Raw genomic sequence first — 23,281 nt, forward strand, 5'->3', positions numbered from 1 at the left:
AGCTGCCCAGAAGCTGCCCGTCGTCGTGGTTGACCAGGATGGCAGCGCCCTCAGTAGAGCGATGATCGTCGACCTGGACGCGACGCGCGCCATCCGGGTTGCCGAGGTCGTCCCGAACGTGGCCACGGCCAGGCAGATCATGCGAATCGGCAAGGCTGACGGGATCATCCTCATTTCCGATAATCTGGAGCGTCAGCTTCGCACCGGAACGCCCGGCGCCGGCGTCGCCGTGTGGGTCAATGCAACCTACCTCCTGCGCGCCAGCACCATCGGCGAAGCTGTGACGGCTGTCATCCAGAACATCGCCACGTCACGGCTGATCCCCGGAACCCAACTCAGTCGCGGCGGGCTGCCCGTCGCGGTCACCACCGAACCGTTGTTCAATCGGACGGGTGGTTACAAGGGCTATGTCTTTCCGGCCGTAGCGGTGATCATCGTTCAGCAGACGCTGCTCTTCGGCGCCGCTACCTTCATGGGCGGGCGACGCCGCTCCGGCGCATGGCGGATGGGTGTCGCGGAGTTCTGGGGTACGCTGGCGGCGTTCGCGTCGGTGGGCATCCTGGGGTGTTATTTCCTCTTCGGGTTCATCTTCTGGCTCCAGGCTGTGCCCGTCGATGGCGACATTACCGGCATGATGGTGATGGTCCCTGTCTTCGCCACGGCGGTTGCTGCCCTAGGGCTGCTCATCGGCAGCGTGTTCGATTGCGCCGAGCGGGCAACCTACATCCTGGCACCGACCTCGGTGCCGTTCTTCTTCCTCACCGGGACCGCCTATCCGCTCGATCAGATGCCGCGTTTCATCGCCGCTCTCTCTCACTTGATCCCGGCCACCGCCGGCGTCCACACGTTCGTCCCGTTGAACCAGATGCATGCGAGCCTGGGCGAGGTCACGATCCCGGCCCTGACCCTTGCAAGCCTCGCCATCGGCTATGCCATGCTGGCGTATTCGCGCCTCGTCGGCTTCGGCGCGATGGTCGGGACGTCCGCCACCGAGGCCTGAATGGAGGGCAATCCTCGCCAAGGAGCGCAAGCTCCACCGTTTCCGCGGCTGTAGTGTATCGCGCACTCCTTCTAGCCGCTCGTAGTGGCTGCGACCTCGCTTCGCATGGCCACGAGACTTCGTGTCGCTGATCGCTGCCACCTACATCGATAGTTGCCTCACGTAGAGACCTGGTCGAGTCAGCAAGAAAGGGAACCATTCGGTTCCCCTAGTGTTGTTGGTGGGTAATTGCCGGGAAATGGCTGGGCCAAGCGGCGCCGCGACCGGCGTCGGGACATGGGCAACAGACGAGGTCAGGCTTTGAAAGCACCGCTTCTCTATTCGTCCGACATCGAGACGATCGCCGAGGATGAAGAGCGCCTGACGGCCGAGATCGTCGAGCAGATGGCGGCCGGCAACCGCTGCGCTTTCGAGCATCACCGTCACGCGATCCGCGACGCGCATGCCAAGTCACATGCCGTCCTGAAGGGCACATTGACGGTTCACGACGATCTGGCGCCGGAACTGCGGCAGGGTATCTTCGTGCGCCCAGCCACGTATGGTGTGGTCGCACGGCTGTCCTCGGCACCCAGCGACATTCATTCGGACGCGATCCCTGCGCCGCGAGGCTTCGCGATCAAGGTGATCGGCGTCGAAGGAGAGCGGTTGTCGCCCGATATCGGGGGCGCCAACCAGGATTTCCTGATGGTGAACTTTCCCGTCCTCGCCTTTGGCACCATCGCCAAATACAAGCTGATGCTGAGCCTTCTCGAGGCGAATGCGCATGCGCCCGACACCTTCCAGCGGCTGATCGCGGGCACTGCGCGGGGTGCCAAGAAGACAGTGGAGGCGTTCAGGATGACGCCGGGGGCGACACTCGAAGGTTTGGCGCGCGACAACCATCATCCGCTCGGCGAGAGCTACCATACGCAAGGTGCTATCCGCTTCGGTGACCATGTCGCCAAGCTGGCGCTGTCCCCAGCTTCCGATAACGTCCGGGCCTTGACGGGACAGCCGGTGGGCAAGACGGATTTCTCCACGATGCGGGATGTTATGGTGGAGCATTTCGCCGGCCAGGGCGCGGAATATGCCCTGTCGGCGCAGCTCTGCACCGATCTGGCGGAGATGCCGGTCGAGGATGCGGCGGTACGCTGGGACGAGAAGGTGTCGCCGCATCGCCCGATCGCGACGCTGCGGTTCGCAGCGCAGGACGCTTACGCCCCGGCACGCCAGGTGTATGGCGACGACGTCCTGTCTTTCAATCCATGGAACGGCGTAGAGGCGCACCGCCCACTCGGCCAGATCATGCGCATCCGCCGGGCGGCTTACGAACGCTCCACCAGCTACCGCCATCGGATGAACGCGCGCCCCCGGATCGAGCCTGACCGGCTCGATGACATTCCCGATTGAACAAGCAGGAGGTCGTGATGACCACAGACAACAAGGACCCGCGCCTCGCGGATGAGAGCAAGCTTCAGGAAATCCGTCGCCGGGTGGAGGAAGTCGCCGCCGATGCACCCCACCTCGCCAAGATCGCGCTCGAGGCGATGATCCGCAAACATAATCCGGACCTGAAGGGCAGCGCCCGGTCGGCCGGCCGCGCCGGCAAGCAATCCGGCAACGTGTCCGAACTCACCGCCATCGCGACGCTCAAGCCGGGCGGCGCGGAGCGCCTGCGACGGATCTTCGATCTCACCGCCGGCAACATGGACGGCGCCCAGCGCGTCTCCACCCTGCACGACATGCGCTTCGTCTTTTTCGACGATGATACGCGCATCCTGTTCGCGACCGCTTACGACGGCGACTGGGACGCCTACATCAATGACTTTGCGACCAAGATCCCCGAGCTCATGGACCTTCTGTTCGCCAACGTCGAAGGCTGGCCGGGGATCGACAGCCCCAAGGTGAAGGATTTCATCGCCGACCACCAGATCGACGCTGCCGGCTGGTTCGTTGCCAATCCGCAGGTGACGGTGGTCGACGTACGCCGCTTCCAGCGAATGGAGAAGGCGCTCAACGTGTTCCTCGATGCAGAGGCCGCCAACATGGGCATCGACCCGACGACCAAGGCGGCGCTCGACCAACTTACAGACGCCATCTCCAAGCCGGAAGGGGTGGATTACTGACATGAGCGTTCTGGCGAACCTGAAGGCGCGCTTCAGCCGGGAGCGGGTCAAGCTGCAGCTCGACGACATCCAGGCCCTGATCCTGCGATCCCGGCCCGAGCCCTATGTCGGCCTGCACGCGATGCTGCACGTCGATGAGGCGGAAGGCGGTCGCGATCTCGTCCGCCGGCTCGCGCCGCACATCCCCTCGGCCCACGATTGGACGGACGACATGGACGCTTGGACCGGCGTCGCGATCAGCCATGCCGGCCTGAAGGCGCTGGGCGTGCCAGAGGCATCGCTGAAGAGCTTTCCCCTGCCGTTTCAACAGGGCATGGCCGCCCGAGCCGAGCAATTGCGCGACTTCGGCGAGAACGCACCCGACCGGTGGGAAGATGCCTTTCGGCCCGGCACCTGCCATATCGCGCTGACGATTTATGCCCGCGACGAAGCCGCGCTTGAAAAGGCGATCGAAGTTGCCATGACCGAGTTGGAAGCCTCGCATGGTGTCACGCTCGTCGGCACGCACAGCTTCGGGGCGGATGCCGATGCCAAGAATCCTTTCGGATTTCGCGACTCCATCTCGCAGCCGACAGTGGCGGGCGGCGGGGTGGACCCGCGGGGCGACGAGCGCGCGATCGCGGCGGGCGAGTTCATCCTGGGCGAAAACAGCGAGACCGGCGCGCCAGTCGCAATGCCCGAACCGGCCCCGCTCGGCCGCAACGGATCGTTCGTGGTCCTGCGCAAATATCAGAGCGCGGTTGGCGCCTTCAACGATTTCATCCGTGCCAACGCCGATAGCGAAGCCGACCAGGAAAAGCTGGCGGCCAAGATGTTCGGCCGCTGGCGCAGCGGCGCGCCGCTGATCCTGGCACCGGATCGTGACGACGAGGCGCTGGGGGCGGATCGATCACGCAACAACGATTTCAATTTCGCGGAAGATCCCAAGGGACTGGTCTGTCCGCATTCAGCGCACATGCGCCGTCTGAACCCGCGCGACAGCCAGTTGACGATCCTGACCGACGTCAACATCCACCGCATTATCCGGCGCTCTTCCACCTTCGGCCCCAAGTGGACTCCGGACGTGACGGCGGCCGACGATGCGAATGGCGATCGCGGCATCTTCTTCATCTTCATCAGCGCGCGGGCGTACGATACGATCGAGTTCCTCCAGCAGGAATGGATCAACCGGGGTAACTTCATCGATCTTGGCACCGAGAGGGACCCGATCGTCGCGCTGCACGAGGAGCCCGGGACCTTCACCATTCCGCAGGAGCAGGCGCGAAGGCGCGTCAACGGCGTGACCACCTTCAACCGTCTGATGGGCGGCGAATATCTCTTCATGCCGTCGCTGACGGCGCTCCGGTGGATCGGTGAAGCAGGCTGGCGCTGAACCGTCCGGCGGGCCCGGGGGGCGCTCGCAATACCGTTCGCATCGGCATGCCATCACCGTTTCGGCGGACGCGATCGACGAACTGGGCCACGTCAACAATGCTGTGTACCTGCAGTGGGTGCAGCAGGCGATAACCGCGTACTGGCGCGCGGTGGCGAGGAAGGAAGATGTCGACCGGCTTCGCTGGATCGTCGCTAGTCACGAGATCTTCTATCGAAAACCGGCCTTTCTCCGCGATAGTCTCGTCGCAACGGTGCAGCTTACCAAGCACACAGCGTCGCGAGCATGGTTCTCGACGAGTATCGGCAGGGACGGCGAGACGGTCGCCGAGGTGCGCTTGACGCTATGCTGTCTCGATGCGAGTTCGGGTCAACTCGTCCGCCTAACTCCGGACCTTGCGCAGCCGTTCTGCCTGTAACACGCCGGGCCTATGAGGGGCGGTTAACCCTGGCGAGCAGCTTGGGTCGGATGGTGCGGCGCAGCCCGCGAGCAAGCTGCGCCACGGCCGATCATGCTCAGCCTCTGGGCAGCGTCGGAACGGCTCGAGCGGTCGTCGCCGACGCTGACCGGGACCGATCAAAGCTCGGAGCGATGTAAGGAAGAGCCGCGATGGTCGGTGAAAAGAGAATGCCGAAAAGCCAACGCGGTCGGATAGGCCGGCCGAGTGCCGAAGAGGCGGCCAGTCTGGAAGACCGGATCCTGGCCGCCACTTGGGACTTGCTGCTCGCAAAGGGTGCCCGCGAACTCTCGGTCGAACGGATCGCACGTGCGGCTGCTGTCAGCAAGAAGACGATCTACACTCGCTTTCATGGCCGCAGTGATCTCTTGATGCGCCTCCTGCGGCGCAAGCTGGAACTGGAAGAAAGCGGACTTCATGAGGACGTGGATGCGGAAGACTTTCGCGATGCATTCTGCAGCGTCGGGAGGCGTATCCTGGCCTTCTTGATCAGCGCGGAGCGTCAGGCGATCGCAGCGGTGCTGGCGGAACTACCGGACGCGCGGCATGATGCCTGGACCTCTACCTATGCTGTCGGTCTACGCGCAATTGATGCCTTGCTAGCACATCCGGGAGCCGCGATCGCGCTAGCGGATCTCGATCTTGCGACGTTCCGTCATGCTTTGTTGCAATGTCTGATCGGTCGGGCGGAGAACATGCTGCGTGCTCCTGAGTCAGATCAGCCTATGAGCGAGGATTGGATGAAGGCCTTGGCAAAGCTCTTCATACGGCATGATTCGTAACCGCGGTGGTGACTGCCATAGCCAATAGCCTTGGCAGGGTAGAACGGCCTCGCCGCATCGCTCGTCTCCATCTGACGAGCTAAGCTACCAATGGCATGATTTCCGGGGAGCAGGTCATCAGGCTTGAACGCACCCAGATTCTTGAGGTGAACCGAACCCAGCACCAAAACCTGCGTCTTCTCCCCGGCCACCTTGGACTTCCAGGCACGCGGATCAAATGCCGGGTCTCGCGCGATAGCTGCACTTCCCAGCGAAAGGCAGACCAATCCCATTATAAGTGCGCGCATCTGTAGCCCCCTGTGCCCCGCGACCAGTGGCACGTTCTGATCGCCAAACACCAGTCGTTATGCCGAATTAGTGATTTCCGCTGCGACGCCTTCCCGATTGGGAACGTGGATCGGGATGGTCGATGGGAGACCTGCACTATGGGCTGCAGAGTGGGTGCCTTTTCTTAAAATGTGTTCCCAATCACCTATTTCCAACCTGACCATTGGACACGGAAGAACGGGAAAGCCATTGCGCACTCGGCTGCAAGAAAAACGGCCGTTTGTTGCACATTGGTATTCACGTCGCCCGGAAGCGGCCCTTGCCGCGGGTCAACGTTCATCAACCCGTTCGGGAAACAATGTGCAGGAAAGGCTGCCTACGTCAGCTATCCGCACGCAGGCGCCCAATAGCTGACCGACCGCAATGTCCCCAGAATCAGCCGTTCCGGGCGCCAACTCGACCTCGCAGAATTAGGCGATTCACCCAAATGAACGAGTCACCGGTTTCCGGCCCTGAATAAGTCCCGCAGAGCGCCGAAAGCGGAGCGCAGTGGAATTCGCGCGGTTCATGACGTTCGCGGTCGTTCGCGGAGAACCATGCGCAAAGTGGGCGTAGCAGTGGGCAAAATGCGCTGATCCGCAAAAAAGTCAGCGATAACAACGAGATTTGGCGGAGACGGAGGGATTCGAACCCTCGGTACGGTTTCCCGTACGACGCTTTAGCAAAGCGTTGGTTTCAGCCACTCACCCACGTCTCCGGGCCTGGCGGAACGGCGCCTATAGCGGGGAGTGCGGAGCCGATCAACTGGCTGCTGCCGGGAAAGCGCCTTCGTCCTGACGCACCGCCGAGTCGCTCCGGCGCGCCGTTCATTGCCGCGCAAGCCGTCTATCCGTTATGGTGCGGTGAAACCGGGCGTGCCCAGGGGGTAAGTGACAATGCGCAAGTTGATGATCGCGATGGGACTGATCGCCACGATGGTGTCGGGCGTCGCGCCGGCGCAGGTGCGTACCATCGACCCCAACCAACAGATCGACAGCGATCTCGACGGCCCGCGCGTTCCGCCCCCGCCGGCGCGCACGCCAGCGCCCGCCGATCGCGACCAGAGCTATCGTGAGCCGACCTATTCCGACACGGCGCCGGCCGATCAGGACTCCCCGCCATTGGAGGCGCCACTCCCCGCGCCGGCCCCTGCCCCGGCACCCAGCCGCTCGGCACCGACCACGGGCAACGTGGACCCGCAGGCGCAGGCGACCACCGACGCCGCCGCGACGTTCAAGCGTGACGACCTGATCGGTGCGGGCGAGGGCGTGTTCGGCAAGGGCGCCGAAGGCTTTGCCTCGCTGATCGAGAAGATCCTGTCGGAGCAGGGCGAGCCCAATGCCTATATCGCCGGCCGTGAGGCGGCGGGCGCGTTCGTGCTCGGCCTGCGCTACGGCTCGGGGATCATGACCCACAAGGTCGAGGGGCAGATGCCGGTTTATTGGACCGGCCCGTCGGTCGGCTTTGACGTCGGTGGCGATGCCAACAAGGTCTTCGTGCTGGTGTACAATCTGTACGACACGGCGGAATTGTACCGGCGGTTCCCGGCGGCCGAAGGCCGGCTGTACTTCGTCGGTGGCTTTGCCGCGACATACCTGCGGCGCGGCAATGTGGTGCTGATCCCGGTGCGGCTGGGCGTCGGCTACCGTGCCGGTGTCAACGTTGGCTATATGAAGTTCACCCAGAAATCGAACTGGCTGCCGTTCTGATTCCCGCGCGCTGATGAGCTGACCGGCGGCGACGCGAAACGAAGCGTCTCTGTTCGGCAGCTTGGGCGCCCTGTGCGGGAGGCCCATATCGTTCCGTGAACCGCGACCGGCCCTGTCCGGGCCGGCGCGATCGGGATGATAACAATGAAGAAGATCGGATTCCTGTCCTTTGGCCATTGGTCGGCCGCGCCGCATTCCGCGACGCGTTCGGCCAGCGACGTTTTGCTCCAGTCGATCGACCTGGCAGTTGCCGCCGAGGAGCTGGGCGCGGACGGCGCCTATTTCCGCGTCCATCATTTCGCGCAGCAACTCGCCTCCCCCTTTCCGCTGCTCGCCGCCGTCGGTGCCAGGACAAAGCGGATCGAGATCGGCACTGGCGTCATCGACATGCGCTACGAGAATCCGTTCTACATGGCGGAGGATGCCGGCGCGGCCGACCTGATCAGTGGCGGGCGGCTGCAGCTGGGGATCAGCCGTGGTTCGCCCGAGCAGGTGATCGAAGGGTGGCGCCATTTCGGCTACACGCCAGCGCCGGGCGAAACCGATGCGGACATGGGCCGCCGCCACGGCGAGGTGTTCCTGGAGCTGTTGAAGGGCCAGGGGTTCGCCAAGCCCAATCCGCGGCCGATGTTCCCCAACCCGCCGGGGCTGCTCCGGCTGGAGCCGTTCTCCGCCGGGCTGCGCGAGCGCATCTGGTGGGGTTCAGGCGCGGATGCGACCGCCGTCTGGGCGGCGCAAAAGGGCATGAACCTGCAAAGCAGCACGCTGAAGGCCGATGAGAGCGGCGAGCCGTTCCATATCCAGCAGGCCAAGCAGATCCGCCTCTATCGTGAGGCGTGGAAGGAGGCCGGCCATGCCCGCGAGCCGCGGGTGTCGGTGTCACGATCGATCTTCGCCCTGGTGAACGATCGGGACCGGCAATATTTTGGCCGCGGCGAGGACAGCGACCAGATCGGCGTCATCGACAATATGCGCGCCGTGTTCGGCCGCTCCTATGCCGCGGAGCCCGACCGGCTCGTCGAGCAGCTGCGGCAGGATGAGGCGATCGCCGAAGCCGACACGCTGTTGCTGACCGTGCCCAACCAGCTGGGCGTCGATTACAATGCGCACGTGCTGGAAAGCATCCTGACGCATGTCGCGCCGGCGCTGGGCTGGCGCTGACCCGATCGGTCCGCGCGCCCCGTAACGACCGTCAGGTCCGCCCATGGGCGGACCTGACAGGCGGTTGATCAGATCTCGACCTCGTCGAGCTTCGCCAGTTCGCGATATTTGGTGCGCAGGCTGACCTTGTCGATCTTCTCCGTGCCGAGGCGAGGAAGCGGATCGTCGGCGAGCCAGATGCGCTGCGGCACCTTGAATGCCGCAATATGCTGCGCGAGAAATGCCCATAGATCCTCGATGGCCACCGCGCCCACCTTGCGCAGGTGGACGACCGCGCCGGGCACTTCGCCATATTTCTCGTCCGGCAGCCCGAACACCGCCGCCTCGGCCACGTCGGGATGCTGGTACAGTGCGTCCTCGACCTCCTGGCAGCTGATATTCTCGCCGCCGCGGATGATGATGTCCTTCTTGCGGTCGACGATGAAGAGATAGCCGTCCTCGTCGAGGTAGCCGATGTCGCCAGTGCGGAAATAGCCGTCGGCGGTGAAGGCCGCGGCGGTCGCTTCCGGATTGCCCCAATATTCCTGGAAATTGGCGACCGAGCGGATCGAGATTTCGCCGCGTTCGCCCTGCGGCACCGGCTTGCCGGCATCATCAAGGATCGCGAGGTCGACGAGCGGCAGCGAGGGCCGGCCGGCCGAGTTCGGCTTGGCGAGGTAATTGGTGCGCCAATTGCCGGTGCCGATGCCGTTCGTTTCGGTCAGGCCATAGCCGATCAGCGGCTTGCCCTCCATTTCCTGATCGATCCGCTTGACGTGTTCGACCGGGCGCGGCGCGCCGCCCGCGGCGATGTCCGCGACGCTCGACAGGTCGTATTTGTGCCGGTTCGGGTGGTTGAGCATCTCGAAGCTCATCAGCGGCACGCCGACGAAATAGGTGATCTTTTCCTTTTCGATGAGGCGCATCGCCTCCTCGGCGTCCCACTTGGGCATCAGCACCAGCTTACGCCCGATGGCGAACGACTGGAGGAACACCGGCACTTCCGCCGTCACGTGGAACAGGGGCACGTTGAGCAGCGTCGAGGGCTGAAGATCGCTCGGTGCCGTTCCGTCCTGCGCGCTGATCGCCAGCATCATCAACGCGGAGCCGAGATAGTTGAACACGCCCTGGGTCACCTGGCGATGGGTCGACAAGGCGCCCTTCGACTGGCCGGTCGAGCCGGAGGTGAACAGGATCGTGGCATTATCGTCCGGGCCGATCTCCGGCATCGTCGCATTGCCCGTGCCGCGATCGAGGATCGGCGCGAGCGCCGCATCGATCGGCTGCAGGTCGTCGAACTCCACGACGGGGGCCGACAGGTTCGGCAGCGCCGCGAGACGGCGGCAGCGCGGCGGATCGGCAAATACCAAAGAGCAGCCGACATCATCGACGCCTGCCTGAAGCTCCTCGGCCTGCCACCAGCCGTTCAGCAAGGTGGCGACGCCGCCCGCGATCAGCACGCCCATGTAGATGATGATCCACGACGGCGAGTTGCGCGCGGCGATGCCGATCCGGTCACCCTTCTTCATGCCAAAGCCGCTTACCAGCGCATCGGCCACCTTCTGCGCGCGGCCATAAACGTCGGCATAGGTGAGCCGCTCATCCCCGGCGATCAGGAACTCCGTGCCGGCATGCTGCTGCGCATAATGAGCGAAATAGGCCGGCAGCGTCGGCGGTGCCGCAGCGATGATGGGCAGTGTCTGGCCGAAACGTTCGATCGTGCCGAGCGCAAGCGGACCGCCCTCTCCCGTCAACGCGGCCATGGTCGCGTCCATCTTGAGGTCCAGTTCGGTCTTCATGCGTCTCTCCGCTTGGTCTTGGTCTTGAGGGCCCTTATGCAGACGTGAAGCCAGAGGGAAAAGCCTTGATCCTGCCCATCTTCGCCGCCGCAGCGAGCCATATCCGGTTCGAGGACCTGGGATTGCACCCGGACGTCTTCTCGATCGGGTTTTTCACGCTGCGCTGGTACAGTCTCGCCTACATCGCCGGAATCGTCATCGGCTGGTGGTATCTGCTGAAGCTGCTGGACCAGCCGGGGGCGCCGATGGCGCGCCGGCATGCCGACGACCTGGTGTTCTACGCCACGCTGGGCATCATCCTGGGCGGGCGGATCGGCTACGTCCTGTTCTACGCGCCCGACATGCTGCTGCACCCGCTGCGCATCCTGCGATTGTGGGACGGCGGCATGAGCTTCCACGGCGGGGTTATCGGCACCAGCCTGGCCATCATCCTGTTCGCGCGGCGCAATGGGCTGAACTGGCTGCGCATCCACGATTATGTCGCGTGCGTGGTGCCGTTCGGGCTGTTCTTCGGCCGGCTGGCGAATTTCGTGAACGGCGAATTGTGGGGCAAGCCGACCGACGTGCCCTGGGCGATCGTCTTCTCCCGCACCGTGCCGGCGGGCGTGCCCGAGCCGGCGCGCCACCCGAGCCAGCTGTATGAGGCGGGGCTGGAGGGCGTGGCGCTGTTCGCGCTCCTCTACTTCTTCTTCTGGCGCACCAATGCACGGTACCAGCCGGGCAAGCTGACCGGGCTGTTCCTGCTCGGCTATGGCACGGCGCGCTTCGTCGTCGAATTCTTCCGCGAGCCGGATTCGCAATTTGCCGGCACCTTCTTCGCCACCACCATCCACATGGGGCAGGTGCTGTGCCTGCCGATGATTGCGGGCGGGCTCTACCTGATCCTGACCGCGCCCGGGCGGCGCCAGCGGGTGGAACCGATCGCTGGCGGGCAGAGCGTCGCCTGATCGCGCGGCGCGCGTGGCAGCACCGCGCGCGCTGGCGAAATGATCGGCAAATGGTGGCGGGGATAGCCAGAGGGACGGGGAGCAGCGGGCTGCCCCCACCCCACGCGCCGGTCAGGCGGTGCGCACCAGCAGCTTGTCGATCCGGCGGCCGTCGAGATCGACCACCTCGAAGCGCCAGCCCTGTTCGACGAAGCTTTCGCCCTCGACCGGCAAGTGGCGGAAGATCGCCAGCGCCAGGCCGGCGGCGGTCGCATAATCGCGGTCCTCGGGAAGCTCGATGCCCAGCCGCTCGGCCAGCGTGTCGGCCGAGGTGGTACCCGCGACCAGCAAGGAGCCGTCGTCGCGCTCGACGATGTTGGGGGCCTCACCCGGTTCGGCATCGGATGCAAACTCGCCCGCAATTGCCGCGAGCAGATTGGCCGGGGTCACGATCCCTTCAAAATGGCCATATTCGTCGTGAATCAGCGCCATGGGCACATCAGCGCGGCGCAGCGCGTCGAGCGCGTCCATCGCGTCGATCTGATCGACCACGAACGGTGCCTTTCGCACCAGCTGCTTCAGGTCGAGCGAGTCGCCGCGGGCGAGCGCCGCCGCCACATCGCGCGCCTGGATCACACCGATCACCGCATCGATCGACCCGTCCGCAACGGGCAGGCGGCTGTGCGGCGTCGCCAGCAGCTTCGCGCGGATCGCGGCATCGTCGAGCCCCGAATCGAGCCAGTCGACCTCAGTGCGCGGCGTCATCACCTCGCGCACCGGGCGATCGGCGAGCCGCACCACGCCGGAGATGATCGAGCGTTCATGCTCCTCGATCACGCCCGACTTGCTCGCCTCGGCGACGATCAGGTGCAGTTCCTCCGCCGTGACATGCTCCTCCGATTCGCGGTTCAGCCCCAGCAGGCGGAAGATCAGGATGCTGGACGCATCGAGCACCCAGACGATCGGCTTGGTCAGGACGGCGAGCCACGTCATCGGCAGCGCCAGCCAGCTGGCCACCGGCTCCGGATTGCGCAGCGCGATCTGCTTGGGAACCAATTCGCCAATGATCAGCGAGGCATAGGTCGTAAGCCCGATGACCAGCGCCACCGCGACATTGTTCGCCAATGCCGTCGGCATGCCCAATGCCTCCAGCCTGGCAGCCGTGGGGGTGCCAAGGCTGGCACCCGAATAGGCCCCGGTGCCGATACCGATCAGCGTGATCCCGATCTGCACTGTGGAGAGAAATTTGCCCGGGTCGGCGGCCAGCGCCATCGCGGCCCGCGCACCGGGCTTGCCGCTGCGCACCATTGCTTCGAGACGGGCCTTGCGGGACGAAACGATCGCGAGCTCGCTCATCGCGAAGACGCCGTTGAGGGCGACCAGCGCAAGAATGATGAGGACGTCGATCCAGGGGAACGGCGGTAGCATGATGTGGAACTCTCTTGGCGGGATTCGCCGCGCTCCACAACCATTCGCGTCATTTGCGGTTCAGCCCGGATACGGAACAACCCGTAGCGGGGCCGGGTTTCAGCCCCGGACACGGAACAAAGGGGTTTTATGATGCGAGTGAAGTCTGCGCTGGTCGGATTGATTGTGAGTGGCGCGCTGGTGACCACGGCGGCCTGCACCACCGACCCGGAAACCGGTGAGCGGCGGATCTCGAAGGCGGCGATCGGCGGCATCGGCGGCGCATTGGGCGGCTATCTGCTGGGCGACCTTGTCGGTGGCCGGCGCGACCGGACGGAGAAGATCGTCGGCGCAGGGATCGGCGGCATCGCCGGCGCGGGGATCGGCGCCTATATGGACAAGCAAGAGCGCGATCTGCGCGCCCGCACCGCCGGCACAGACGTGCAGGTGATCCGCCAAGGCGACGATCTGCTGCTGAACATCCCGAGCGGCATCAACTTCGCGTACAATTCGGCCGCGGTGCAGCCGCAGTTCCAGCAGACGCTGGACCGGGTGGCGAGCGTGCTGGGCGAGTACAACCGCACCTATATCGACGTGTACGGCCATACCGATTCGACCGGCAGCGACGCCTATAACCAGGGCCTGTCGGAGCGGCGCGCGACGGCCGTTGCCGATTATCTGTCCAGCCATGGCGTGCAGCGCGCGCGCATCGGTATTCGCGGCTTTGGCGAGACCCAGCCGATTGCGACCAACGAGACCGAGGAAGGCCGCGCAGCCAACCGCCGCGTCGAGATCAAGATCGTGCCGATCTCGGAGAACGAGCTGGGTTACCGCCAGTAAGCAGATGCGGACCGCGGTCGCCGGTGCGGCCGCGGTCGTCGCTAGCGACGGGCGACGAAGAAATCGCGCAGCAGGTCACCGGCCTCGCGCGCGCCGATCCCGCCATAGACGTCCGGGCGGTGGTGGCAGGTTGGCTGCGAGAAGAAGCGCGGGCCATATTCGACGGCCCCGCCCTTCGGATCGGATGCGCCATAATAGAGCCGCCTGATCCGGGCATGGGCGATGGCGCCGGCGCACATCGCGCACGGTTCCAGCGTCACCCAGAGATCGCAATCCTCCAGCCGGTCGCGCGCGAGCAGCCGGGCGGCGGCGCGGATGACCTGCATCTCGGCATGGGCGGTCGGATCGTGGAGGCGGCGCGGCGCATTGGCGGCGACCGCGACAATCTGTCCTTCCAGCGTGATCGCCGCGCCGACGGGCACTTCGCCCTCCAGGGCCGCCTCGCGTGCGGCAGCCAGGGCGCTGGCCATGGGATCAGGGAGAGGGAACATCGCCGCCGCTATGCCCCGCCGGCGGGGCTCAGGCCATCGCCGATTACAACGCCAGCGACGGAGTCAGCGCGCCGGGCGAATCATTGCGCCGGCGTGGGCGAGGCACCCGGGCGCTGGACCTCGACCTTGGGCACTTCGATGACCTTCCGTTCGGTACCAACGTCGATCTTGCCAACGTCGGCCTTGAATTCAGGTGCCTGCCCGCCCTCGATTCGGGGAAGCTGCGCGGTCTGGGTCTGATCGATATTGATGAAACCCGTCGCCATCCCTGCCAGAATCACGAGTGCGACAATGCCCAGAATGACGAGAATGGCACGCATGATCCTGATCTCCAGTCGTATCGGTGGTGCAACAACGATCAGGTGATCCACTAGGTTGCATGTAGCGATGCTTGACGATTCGGCGGGGTACCGCTAGTGGCGCCGACTTTCCGGGCCAACCCGAAACTCAGGATCTGAACCATGTCGCGCATTTGCGAGCTGACCGGCAAGGGCCGGCAGGTGGGTAACAACGTTTCCCACGCCAACAACAAGACCAAGCGTACCTTCCTGCCGAACCTGCAGAATGTGACGCTGATGTCGGACTCGCTCGAGAAGAGCGTGCGTCTGCGCGTTTCGACTCACGGCCTGCGCTCGGTCGAGCACAATGGCGGTCTCGACAACTGGCTGGTCAAGACCAGCGACGAGAAGCTGTCGCTTCGTGCACGTCGCCTGAAGCGCGACGTGAAGAAGAAGCGCGCTGCCGCGGTTTCCACCGCCGCCTGATCCAGCGGACAGGAACGCGACCATGGCCTGCCGTCCTTCGGGACGGCGGGCCTTTGGTCGTTCAGGGGAAGCGGTGCTACTTTTCTCGTTCTGATCGCGGCCAGCGCAGTTTCAGCAGATAGGTCGGCCGGAGCACCATCGCGTCATTGTCGGTGACGATCCACACCATCGTCTCGCCCCGTTCCTGCGTGATCGCCAGCCCCTCCGCATTCTCACCCAGCACCGGCGGAGCGAGGGTCGCGACCGTCTTCCCCGACACCACGGCATTCGGCTGAATGTCGGCGCGGCTGATCCGGACAAGCTTCGCAGTGAAGCGGAACGGATATTGGAAGCGGCGTGTGAGGACGAGCAGGTCGCCGTCAGGAAGCTCGGCCGCGTCGCTCGGGTCGTAGCGATTGGGCGGCTGGAACAGAAAGCGTATTGGCTTCGCCCCAGGCACGGTCGGATCGCCAGTGAACAACAGTCCGTGGCGGGTGCGGCGATTGGGCTTTCGCTCCGCAAAGGTGAGGAACACGCCGTCGCGTAGCCGGACCAGTGATTCGGCGCCAAGGTTCGGCTCCCAGCGGCGCATCGCAGCGGGGGCGCTGTGACGCTCGGCACGGGCATAACCGGGGGCGTAGCGCCAGATCTGGTTGTGCGTCTCATAGCCGACCCAGGCGTGCCCCGTACGGGGATCGAGCGTCAGCGATTCGCTGTCGCGATCCCGCCGGTCCCACCCCACCCCTGGCCCTTGGCGCAGGACGTGACCCCGCGGTTCACGCACCGTGCCGCCCCGAAGGGCGAGGGTGACGAGATTGCCCCCATCGCTGAGCAGATGCGCACGCCCATCGTGTAGCGCCAGCGCAGAAAAGCCGCCGAACGCCGGATCGCTGCTCGACAAGGTCAATCCGCCCACGGGCGCCAACGCGCCGATGCGATCCGGCCAGCCACCAGCGGGCACGTACGGGTTGGCGGTGACCATCGGGCGATCGCGGATCGTCGGCAGCCGCTCTGCACCATCATAGCGTGGCACGACCAGCAGCACCGCAGCGACGGAGAGGAGGAAGGACGTGGAACGGCGCACCGCTGTGCCCATAGGACCAACGTACCTGAACCGTCGATAACGAGCGCATTCAGGGTCGGCTCAATGCGAATCGCGCAAAACCATGGTCATCGGGATGGCATCAGCCTTCCCGGACGGATTTTGAAACGGGAGTCGAACCCATGTTTAAGAAGCTTTCGCTCGCTGGCGCCGCTCTCGCGATGAGCACGGTTGCTCTGATCCCCGCCGAGGCATCGGCCCAGCGCTGGGGTGGTGATCGTTACGACCGTTATGAGCGTCAGTATCGCGGCTATGACAATCGTCGCAACTATCGCGGCTACGATCGCCGCTATCGCAACCAGCGCTGCAACAACGGCACGACCGGCGCCATCGTCGGCGCGATCGCCGGCGGCCTGCTGGGTCGCACGATCGACAGCCGCGGGGACCGCGCGCTGGGCACCGTCCTCGGCGGCGTCGGCGGGGCAGTGGCCGGCAACGCGATCGAGAAGTCGAACAATCCGCGGTACTGCCGCTGACGAAATGGCCGTTTCGGCCTGCGTATCCCTCGCGTAGCGTATTGAGGGCGCGGGTCCGCCTCTCCTTCGGGAGGGCGGGCCCGTTGTTGTATGTGCGGATGGCGGCGCTTGTTCGCCCGCGGCCTGAACGCTATATTCCGCTCATGCTGCACGATCGTGCCACGACCACTACCACCACCCCGGGCATCCGGGGGCGGTCGGTCACGCGCTGATGCGCTGACGGCCTGCTCACCCGGAACGGGTGGGCCGGCGTCCTCCACTTCGTTCCTGCCAGATACCGGACGCTCTTTTCGTCGCGTTCGCGCTCGCCTAAGCGCATCGGCATTGCAGGAAAGCCTCTCATGACCATGCTCTCGATCACGCTTCCGGACGGTTCGGTACGCGAGGTACCGCCGGGATCGACGCCCGCCGACATTGCCGCCGCCATCGGGCCGGGCCTCGCCAAGGCGGCGATCGCCGCGCGGGTCGATGGCGAACTGCGCGACATCAACCGCCCGTTCGAGGGCAGCTCGCACCTCGCGCTGGTGACGAACCGCGATGAGGCGGACGCGCTGGAACTGGCGCGGCACGATTACGCGCACGTCCTGGCCGAAGCGGTGCAGGAGCTGTTCCCCGGCACGCAGATCACGTTCGGCCCGTCGACCGACGATGGTTTCTACTACGATTTCGCCGCGCCGGCGGACCACGGCCCGTTCACGGAAGAGGACCTGCCGCTGATCGAGGAGCGGATGCGCAAGATCATCGCCGCGGACAAGCCGCTGCGCCGCGAGGTGTGGACGCGCGAGCAACTGATCGAACGCTGGAAGCAGCAAGGCGAGACGTTCAAGGCCGAGTGGGCGGCCGAGCTTCCCGATGACGAGGAGCTGACGGTCTATTGGTCGGGCGGCGACTGGCTGGACATGTGCCGCGGGCCGCACCTTGCCTCCACCGGCAAGCTCGACCCTCAGGCGTTCAAGCTGACTCGCGTTTCGGGCGCTTACTGGCGCGGCGACCAGAAGAACGCGATGCTGAGCCGAATCTATGGCACGGGCTGGCTGAACAAGAAGCAGCTCGATGCGCACCTCCACATGCTGGAGGAAGCGGCGAAGCGCGATCACCGCAAGATCGGGCAGGAGATGGACCTGTTCCACCTCCAGCAGGAGGCGCATGGCAGCGTCTTCTGGCACCCCAAGGGCTATATGATCTGGCGGCAGCTGGAGGCGTATATGCGCCGCCGGCTGGACATGGGCGGCTATGAGGAAGTGAAGACGCCGCAGGTGATGGACGCGCGCCAGTGGGAGCGCTCCGGCCACTGGGGCAAGTATCGCGAGAACATGTTCGTCATCCCGGACGAGGTGCCGAACATCGAGGACGAAGGCGCTCTGGTGTCCGACGACGCCGACTGGATGGCGCTGAAGCCGATGAACTGCCCGGCGCACGTGCTGATCTTCCGCCAGGGGATCAAATCGTACCGCGACTTGCCGATCCGCATGGCGGAGTTCGGCTGCTGCCACCGCAACGAGCCGCATGGCGCGCTGCACGGCATCATGCGCGTGCGCCAGTTCACGCAGGACGATGCGCATATCTTCGTGCGCGAGGACCAATTGGTCGAGGAGGTGGCGAAGTTCATCGACCTGCTCGACGTGGTCTACAAGGACCTCGGTTTCGAGAAATATGCCATCAAGCTCGCGCTGCGCCCCGAAAAGCGGTTTGGCAGCGAGGAGATGTGGGACTGGTCCGAACAGTCGCTGCGTGACGCGGTCGCCGCGACGGGACGCAACACGCCGGAATATGGCTGGGAGGAGCTGGAGGGCGAAGGCGCCTTCTACGCGCCCAAGCTGGAATTCCACCTGACTGACGCGATCGGGCGGACGTGGCAGGTCGGGACGATCCAGACCGACACCGTGCTGCCCGAGCGGCTCGACGCGAGCTATATCGGCGAGGATGGCGAGCGGCACCGGCCGATCATGCTTCACCGCGCCATTTTGGGCTCGTTCGAGCGCTTCATCGGCATCCTGATCGAGCATCATGCGGGACGTTTCCCGCTGTGGCTGTCCCCGGTGCAGGCGGTGGTCGCGACGATCGTGTCCGAGGCCGATGATTATGCGCATGTCGTGCGCGACAGGCTGGCCGCGGCCGGGCTGCGCGTCGAGACGGATCTTCGCAACGAGAAGATCAACTACAAGGTGCGCGAGCACAGCCTGGCGAAGGTGCCGGCGCTGCTGGTGGTCGGCAAGCGCGAGGCGGAGGAAGGCACGGTCGCCGTCCGCCGGCTGGGCAGCCAGGGGCAGGAAATCGTCTCGCTGGACGAGATCGTCGCGCGGCTGGTGAAGGAAGCGACGCCGCCCGATCTGGTGTGATCGGATACCGGCCCGCCCGCGCGATCAGCGGGGGCGGGTCCACAGAATGCGGTCGCGCGGCGTATCGGCGACCGGCCGGCGCACCGCCACCGCTGCCTTCGCCACCCACGCCAGCTTCGCGCCCTTCGACGTGGTGACACGGTGATCCCAGGCGTGCGCGCCGCGCTTCGCCACTTCGCGCGCGATATCGCCATAGATGCCGGCCGCCGCCAGCACTGCCCAGCGCGCGCGTGGCGGCAGCTTCGCCGCGCCGACACGGGCGCTGGCCTCATGCAGCGCAGCGCGATCCGCCAAGCGGCGCGCGAGCACCACCAGGCGATCACGGAACGGCGGCTTCATGTGCTGGCCGGGCGGAATGTCCATCTCCGCCAGCCATTCGTCGGGCAAATAGCAGCGGCCGATCCGATCATCCTCCTCGATATCGCGCGCGATATTGGCGAGCTGGAACGCCAGTCCCAGATCGCACGCGCGGTCCAGGGTATCGTCATCCGCCGGATCGACCCCCATGATCACCGCCATCATGCAGCCGACGGTGCCGGCGACATGGTAGCAATAACGGTACAGATCGTCCTCGCTGCGCGGCCGCCAATCTTCCGCATCGAGCCGGAATCCGGTGACCAGATCATGCGCGAAGCGCGCAGGGAGCCGCGTCTCCGCCGCAACGACGCGCAGTGCATCGAACGGCATGTCGCCGACGCTGCGACCGGCAAGCGCCGCCGTGGTCTTTTCCGCGATGATCGCGACGCGCGCCTCGGCATCGTCGACGGTGGTGGCGTTGTGGCCGTGATCCTGCCCGTCGACGATATCGTCGCAGGCGCGGCACCAGGCGTAGAGCAGCCACGCGCGTTCCCGCGTCTCGGGATCGAAGAGGTTGCTGGCGAGGGCAAAGCTCTTCGACCCGCGCGCGATCGATTCGCGCGCCGCCGCCACCAGCGCGGCGCGATCGGAAGCCGGAGCGGCCATGCTCAGATCACCTTCGCGAAGGGCATCGCACCGCTCAAAGATCGTCCGCGGTCATGCGCACGATCGGCTGGCTCGGCTGATGCGCGGCCATGCGGTCGAGCAACACGTCCAGCGTATCGGCGATAATCAGCAGATCCTCATGCTGTGGGCGGAGGAAGCCCACTTCGCTCATCTTATGCCAGAAGGCGATGAGGTGATCGTAATAGCCAGCGGCGTTGAGCAGCCCGACCGGATCCTCGTGATAGCCGATCTGCGCCCAGCTGAGCGCCTCCCACAGTTCGTCCATCGTGCCGGTGCCGCCGGGGATGGTGACGAAGCCATCAGCCAGATCGGTGAACGCCCGCTTGCGGTCGTGCATCCCCTCCACGACGTGGAGTTCTGTCAGGCCGCGATGTGCGACCTCTGCGTTGACCAGCGCCTGCGGGATGATGCCGATCACTTCGCCGCCGGCCGCCAACGCGCCATCCGCGACGGCGCCCATCAGGCCCAGCCGACCGCCGCCATAGACGACGCCAATGCCACGCTCCGCCAGCGAGCGGCCGACATCCCATGCCAGTTCCATATATTGCGGGTCGCGCGGCGTCGCCGATCCACAGTAAACCGCCAGACGCTTCATCACTTTCCCTTCCCTACTACGGAAGGGATCACACCGACTGTCACCTTCTCACTCCCTCAAGCATCAGTGCCGCCGTTGCCTTCGCACTGCCGACGACACCGGGGATGCCGGCGCCCGGATGAGTCCCGGCACCGACGAAATACAGGTTCGAAATCTTGTCATCACGATTGTGGACGCGGAAATAGGCGCTCTGCGTCAGCACCGGCTCCAGGCTGAACGCGCTGCCGAGGTGCGCATTGAGATCGCGCGAGAAATCGGCCGGCGTGTAGCTGAACTTGGTCACGATCCGGTCGTGGATGTCGGGGATCAGCCGGCGGCCGACCTCATCCAGGATCCGCTTCTCCAGGATTGGCGCGACACGGTCCCAATCCTCCGGGAACTTGCCCTGATGCGGCACGGGGGCAAGCGCGTAGAAGGTCGAGCAGCCCTCCGGCGCCAAACTGGGATCGGTGACGGTCGGATGGTGCAGGTAGAGCGAGAAATCCTCGCTCAGCACGCCATGATCGTAGATGTCCGCCAGCAGCCCCTTATAGCGCGGGCCGAACAGGATCATGTGGTGCGGGATGCCCGGCCACGTGCCCTTGATCCCGAAATGGACGACGAACAGTGAGGGCGAGTATTTCTTACGCTCCAGCCGCGCTGCCGTGCGCGCCGCGGACCGCGAGGTGCCCAGGAGATCGCGATAGGTGTGGACGATGTCGCCGTTGGAGGCGACCATGTCGGCCTCCTGCCGCCAGCCGCTCTGCGTGCGTACCGCGGTGACCCGGTCGCCCAGCGTCTCGATCTCCGCCACCGGATCGTTGAGCCGGATGGTGCCGCCTAGCCGCTCGAACAAGGTCACCATGCCGGCGACCAGCCGGTTGGTGCCGCCCTGCGCGAACCAGACGCCGCCGTCACGCTCCAGCTTGTGGATCAGCGCGTAAATGGCGCTGGTGGTCATCGGATTGCCACCGACGAGCAGCGTGTGGAAGGACAAGGCCTCGCGCAGTTTCTCGTTCTTCACGAACGAGGACACCATCGAATAGACCGACCGCCACGCCTGATATTTCGCCAGCGCCGGCGCCGCCTTGATCATCGAGGCGAAGTCGAGAAACGCGACATGGCCGAGCTTCTCATACCCCTCGCGATAGACGCCGGCGGAATATTCGAGGAAGCGGGCGTATCCGGCGACGTCATCGGGATCGAGCCGCGCGATCTCGCCACGCAGCAACGTGTCATCGTTGGTGTAATCGAAATTGGTGCCGTCGGGCCAGTTCAGCCGGTAGAATGGCTTCACCGGCTCCAGCGTCACGTCGCGCGCCATGTCCTGGCCGGTGAGCGCCCATAGTTCCGACAGGCAGGCGGGGTCGGTGATGACGGTCGGGCCAGCGTCAAAGGTGAACCCGTCGCGCTGCCAGACGTAGGCGCGGCCACCGGGCTTGTCGCGCGCCTCGACGATGGTGGTTTCCACGCCCGCCGACTGGAGACGAATGGCAAGCGCCAGCCCGCCGAAGCCGGCACCAATAACGATCGCGCGCATCAATTCGCCTTTCGGATGACGCGCAGCGCGCGGAAAAGGGGCACCGGGGGCTTGCCCGACAGCACGCGCAGCTTGTCCTTGCCGGTTGAGCGCGCGGCATAGAAGCGCGCGATCAGATTGGGGTGCAGCCGGTAAAAACGCTCGAGCACCTTGTACCGAGCGTCCGGCTCCGCCGCGCGGAACAGCATGGCGTCGAGCATGCGGTAGAAGCGCCGCTCGTTCCAGCGCGCCTGGGCATAATCATGGGTCAAGTCGTGCAGCCCTTCGCCACTTAGATCCGTTGCCTCTGCGATGCGGATGGCGAGCCGCACCGCATCCGGCAGGGAGTAACCCGTGGTGGGATGAAAAAGTCCCGCGCGCGCGCCTGCCTTCGCCACTTTCGCGCCGCCCCAGCGCCAATAGGCCTCGAAATCGCCGCCGATGACGACCGGCAGCGCGCCCTTTTCCTCGCGCCCGGCGGGAGTCGCCGCCCAGCCCTTTGCCTCGGCATAGACATCGATCCGACGATTGAGCGCGCCGACGTTCAGCGTCGCGCTGTCGCTGTAATAGGTGTCCTCAACGAACAATTGAGTGGGTGAAAAGGGCAGCAGATAGACGAAGCGATAGCCGTCATATTGGGCGATGGTCGCGTCCATCACCATCGGATGCGCGACGCCATGCCCGGCGGGGATGTCGAGTAACCGCCCGACGAACTTCTGCCAGCCGACCTCCAGCATCGACAGGTCACCCGGGCCGCGCGCGTCGATCACGCCCTTTGCCTCGATCCGCTCCCCATCGGCGAGGACAACGGCGGTCGGGCTGCAGGCCAGCACCTTGCACCCGGTCATGATCGACCCGGCGGGAAGCGCCTTTCGCACGACTTGGTCGAGGCGTTCGGACTCGATCGAATAATAAGGCTGGTTGATGGTGCGGCGATGCGCCGGGAAAGCCACGTCGTAGCTCGGCCAGGCATGGCAGACGAGCGGGGTCAGCAGCCAGCGATCCTCGCGCGAGACGTCGGCGTCGAAGAAGGACCAGAGGTGATTGCCCCCCAGCACGTCACCCGCCTCGACAATGCGGATCGAAAGATCCGGGCGCCGCGCCGCCAGTGCCAGCGCGATGAGCCCGCCCGCCAGCCCGCCGCCGACAATGGCGAGATCGCATTCATGGGTAACCGGCATACCGCTCGCGTAGCGGATCGCCGCCAAAA

22 protein-coding genes and 1 tRNA gene are annotated in these 23,281 nt (G+C 65.2%); 13 read left to right on the forward strand and 10 right to left on the reverse strand.

The window, feature by feature from the left end; translation table 11 throughout:
- The 6 genes from L8F96_RS13795 to L8F96_RS13820 all read left to right on the forward strand — a co-directional run.
- On the forward strand, positions 1-1,000 hold a 1,000-nt coding region (locus L8F96_RS13795; protein WP_334656299.1), incomplete at its 5' end, for an ABC transporter permease.
- 300 nt (positions 1,001-1,300) lie between these two features.
- Entirely contained in the window at positions 1,301-2,389 is a 1,089-nt protein-coding gene (locus L8F96_RS13800) for a catalase family protein (protein ID WP_239436748.1), read from the forward strand.
- A 17-nt stretch (positions 2,390-2,406) separates the two neighbouring features.
- On the forward strand, positions 2,407-3,105 hold the full coding sequence (locus L8F96_RS13805) for a hypothetical protein (protein WP_125944062.1): 699 nt from the start codon (positions 2,407-2,409) through the stop codon (positions 3,103-3,105).
- Position 3,106: 1 nt separating this feature from the next.
- Positions 3,107-4,477 carry a Dyp-type peroxidase gene (locus L8F96_RS13810; RefSeq protein WP_239436749.1) on the forward strand — a complete coding sequence of 457 codons (1,371 nt, stop codon included), beginning with the start codon at positions 3,107-3,109 and terminating at the stop codon, positions 4,475-4,477.
- A complete protein-coding gene (locus L8F96_RS13815) occupies positions 4,458-4,895 on the forward strand; it encodes an acyl-CoA thioesterase (RefSeq protein ID WP_334656300.1) in 438 nt (145 codons plus the stop codon). Before L8F96_RS13810 ends, L8F96_RS13815 begins: the two co-directional genes overlap by 20 nt.
- Positions 4,896-5,086: 191 nt before the next feature.
- On the forward strand, positions 5,087-5,716 hold the full coding sequence (locus tag L8F96_RS13820; protein WP_334656301.1) for a TetR/AcrR family transcriptional regulator: 630 nt from the start codon (positions 5,087-5,089) through the stop codon (positions 5,714-5,716).
- Between the two features lie 934 nt (positions 5,717-6,650).
- On the opposite strand, the gene L8F96_RS13825 is transcribed toward L8F96_RS13820, so the two are convergent.
- Positions 6,651-6,740: transfer RNA gene (locus L8F96_RS13825), tRNA-Ser, on the reverse strand.
- Positions 6,741-6,918: 178 nt separating this feature from the next.
- Here L8F96_RS13825 and L8F96_RS13830 point away from each other — a divergent pair.
- Together L8F96_RS13830 and L8F96_RS13835 are read left to right on the forward strand one after the other, a co-directional pair.
- Complete coding sequence (locus L8F96_RS13830) at positions 6,919-7,731, forward strand: DUF1134 domain-containing protein (protein ID WP_334656302.1); 813 nt, start codon at positions 6,919-6,921, stop codon at positions 7,729-7,731.
- Between the two features lie 144 nt (positions 7,732-7,875).
- On the forward strand, positions 7,876-8,892 hold the full coding sequence (locus L8F96_RS13835) for an LLM class flavin-dependent oxidoreductase (RefSeq protein ID WP_125945355.1): 1,017 nt from the start codon (positions 7,876-7,878) through the stop codon (positions 8,890-8,892).
- Between the two features lie 68 nt (positions 8,893-8,960).
- Here L8F96_RS13835 and L8F96_RS13840 read toward each other — a convergent pair whose 3' ends face one another.
- Positions 8,961-10,670, reverse strand: a complete 1,710-nt coding sequence (locus tag L8F96_RS13840; protein ID WP_334656303.1) for a class I adenylate-forming enzyme family protein — start codon at positions 10,668-10,670, stop codon at positions 8,961-8,963.
- A 65-nt stretch (positions 10,671-10,735) separates the two neighbouring features.
- On the opposite strand from L8F96_RS13840, the gene lgt reads away from it, so the two are divergent.
- Positions 10,736-11,617 carry a prolipoprotein diacylglyceryl transferase gene (gene lgt / locus L8F96_RS13845; RefSeq protein ID WP_125945353.1) on the forward strand — a complete coding sequence of 294 codons (882 nt, stop codon included), beginning with the start codon at positions 10,736-10,738 and terminating at the stop codon, positions 11,615-11,617.
- A gap of 111 nt (positions 11,618-11,728) precedes the next feature.
- Here the strand turns inward: lgt and L8F96_RS13850 are convergent, their stop codons facing one another.
- Positions 11,729-13,024, reverse strand: a complete 1,296-nt coding sequence (locus L8F96_RS13850) for a hemolysin family protein (protein WP_046409390.1) — start codon at positions 13,022-13,024, stop codon at positions 11,729-11,731.
- 132 nt (positions 13,025-13,156) lie between these two features.
- On the opposite strand from L8F96_RS13850, the gene L8F96_RS13855 reads away from it, so the two are divergent.
- Complete coding sequence (locus L8F96_RS13855; RefSeq protein ID WP_136450932.1) at positions 13,157-13,843, forward strand: YiaD family glycine zipper/OmpA-like lipoprotein; 687 nt, start codon at positions 13,157-13,159, stop codon at positions 13,841-13,843.
- Between the two features lie 41 nt (positions 13,844-13,884).
- On the opposite strand, the gene L8F96_RS13860 is transcribed toward L8F96_RS13855, so the two are convergent.
- Both L8F96_RS13860 and L8F96_RS13865 read right to left on the reverse strand, forming a co-directional pair.
- Entirely contained in the window at positions 13,885-14,313 is a 429-nt protein-coding gene (locus L8F96_RS13860) for a nucleoside deaminase (protein WP_046409394.1), read from the reverse strand.
- Positions 14,314-14,414: 101 nt separating this feature from the next.
- A complete protein-coding gene (locus L8F96_RS13865; RefSeq protein ID WP_046409396.1) occupies positions 14,415-14,654 on the reverse strand; it encodes a hypothetical protein in 240 nt (79 codons plus the stop codon).
- Between the two features lie 141 nt (positions 14,655-14,795).
- Here L8F96_RS13865 and rpmB point away from each other — a divergent pair, with 141 nt between their 5' ends.
- Positions 14,796-15,098, forward strand: coding sequence for a 50S ribosomal protein L28 (gene rpmB / locus L8F96_RS13870; RefSeq protein WP_046409398.1), 303 nt, complete (start codon positions 14,796-14,798; stop codon positions 15,096-15,098).
- Positions 15,099-15,174: 76 nt separating this feature from the next.
- On the opposite strand, the gene L8F96_RS13875 is transcribed toward rpmB, so the two are convergent.
- Positions 15,175-16,161, reverse strand: a complete 987-nt coding sequence (locus L8F96_RS13875) for an esterase-like activity of phytase family protein (RefSeq protein ID WP_334656305.1) — start codon at positions 16,159-16,161, stop codon at positions 15,175-15,177.
- 140 nt (positions 16,162-16,301) lie between these two features.
- Here L8F96_RS13875 and L8F96_RS13880 point away from each other — a divergent pair, with 140 nt between their 5' ends.
- On the forward strand, positions 16,302-16,655 hold the full coding sequence (locus L8F96_RS13880) for a glycine zipper 2TM domain-containing protein (RefSeq protein WP_334656306.1): 354 nt from the start codon (positions 16,302-16,304) through the stop codon (positions 16,653-16,655).
- Positions 16,656-17,002: 347 nt separating this feature from the next.
- A complete protein-coding gene (gene thrS / locus L8F96_RS13885) occupies positions 17,003-18,994 on the forward strand; it encodes a threonine--tRNA ligase (protein ID WP_136451071.1) in 1,992 nt (663 codons plus the stop codon).
- A gap of 24 nt (positions 18,995-19,018) precedes the next feature.
- Here thrS and L8F96_RS13890 read toward each other — a convergent pair whose 3' ends face one another.
- Genes L8F96_RS13890 through crtY form a run of 4 tightly spaced genes read right to left on the reverse strand, consistent with a single transcriptional unit; the run spans position 19,019 to position 23,252 of the window.
- Complete coding sequence (locus L8F96_RS13890; RefSeq protein ID WP_125945349.1) at positions 19,019-19,957, reverse strand: phytoene/squalene synthase family protein; 939 nt, start codon at positions 19,955-19,957, stop codon at positions 19,019-19,021.
- Positions 19,958-19,991: 34 nt separating this feature from the next.
- On the reverse strand, positions 19,992-20,573 hold the full coding sequence (locus tag L8F96_RS13895) for an LOG family protein (protein ID WP_125945348.1): 582 nt from the start codon (positions 20,571-20,573) through the stop codon (positions 19,992-19,994).
- Between the two features lie 40 nt (positions 20,574-20,613).
- A complete protein-coding gene (locus L8F96_RS13900; protein ID WP_334656307.1) occupies positions 20,614-22,092 on the reverse strand; it encodes a phytoene desaturase in 1,479 nt (492 codons plus the stop codon).
- Positions 22,092-23,252 (reverse strand): lycopene beta-cyclase CrtY, encoded by a 1,161-nt coding sequence (gene crtY, locus L8F96_RS13905; RefSeq protein ID WP_334656309.1) that lies wholly within the window; start codon positions 23,250-23,252, stop codon positions 22,092-22,094. The genes L8F96_RS13900 and crtY overlap by 1 nt, the downstream gene beginning before the upstream one ends.
- Between the last annotated feature and the right edge of the window lie 29 nt (positions 23,253-23,281).

It is taken from the genome of Sphingomonas panaciterrae, assembly GCF_036890205.1.
In the GTDB taxonomy this organism is placed as follows: domain Bacteria; phylum Pseudomonadota; class Alphaproteobacteria; order Sphingomonadales; family Sphingomonadaceae; genus Sphingomonas; species Sphingomonas panaciterrae.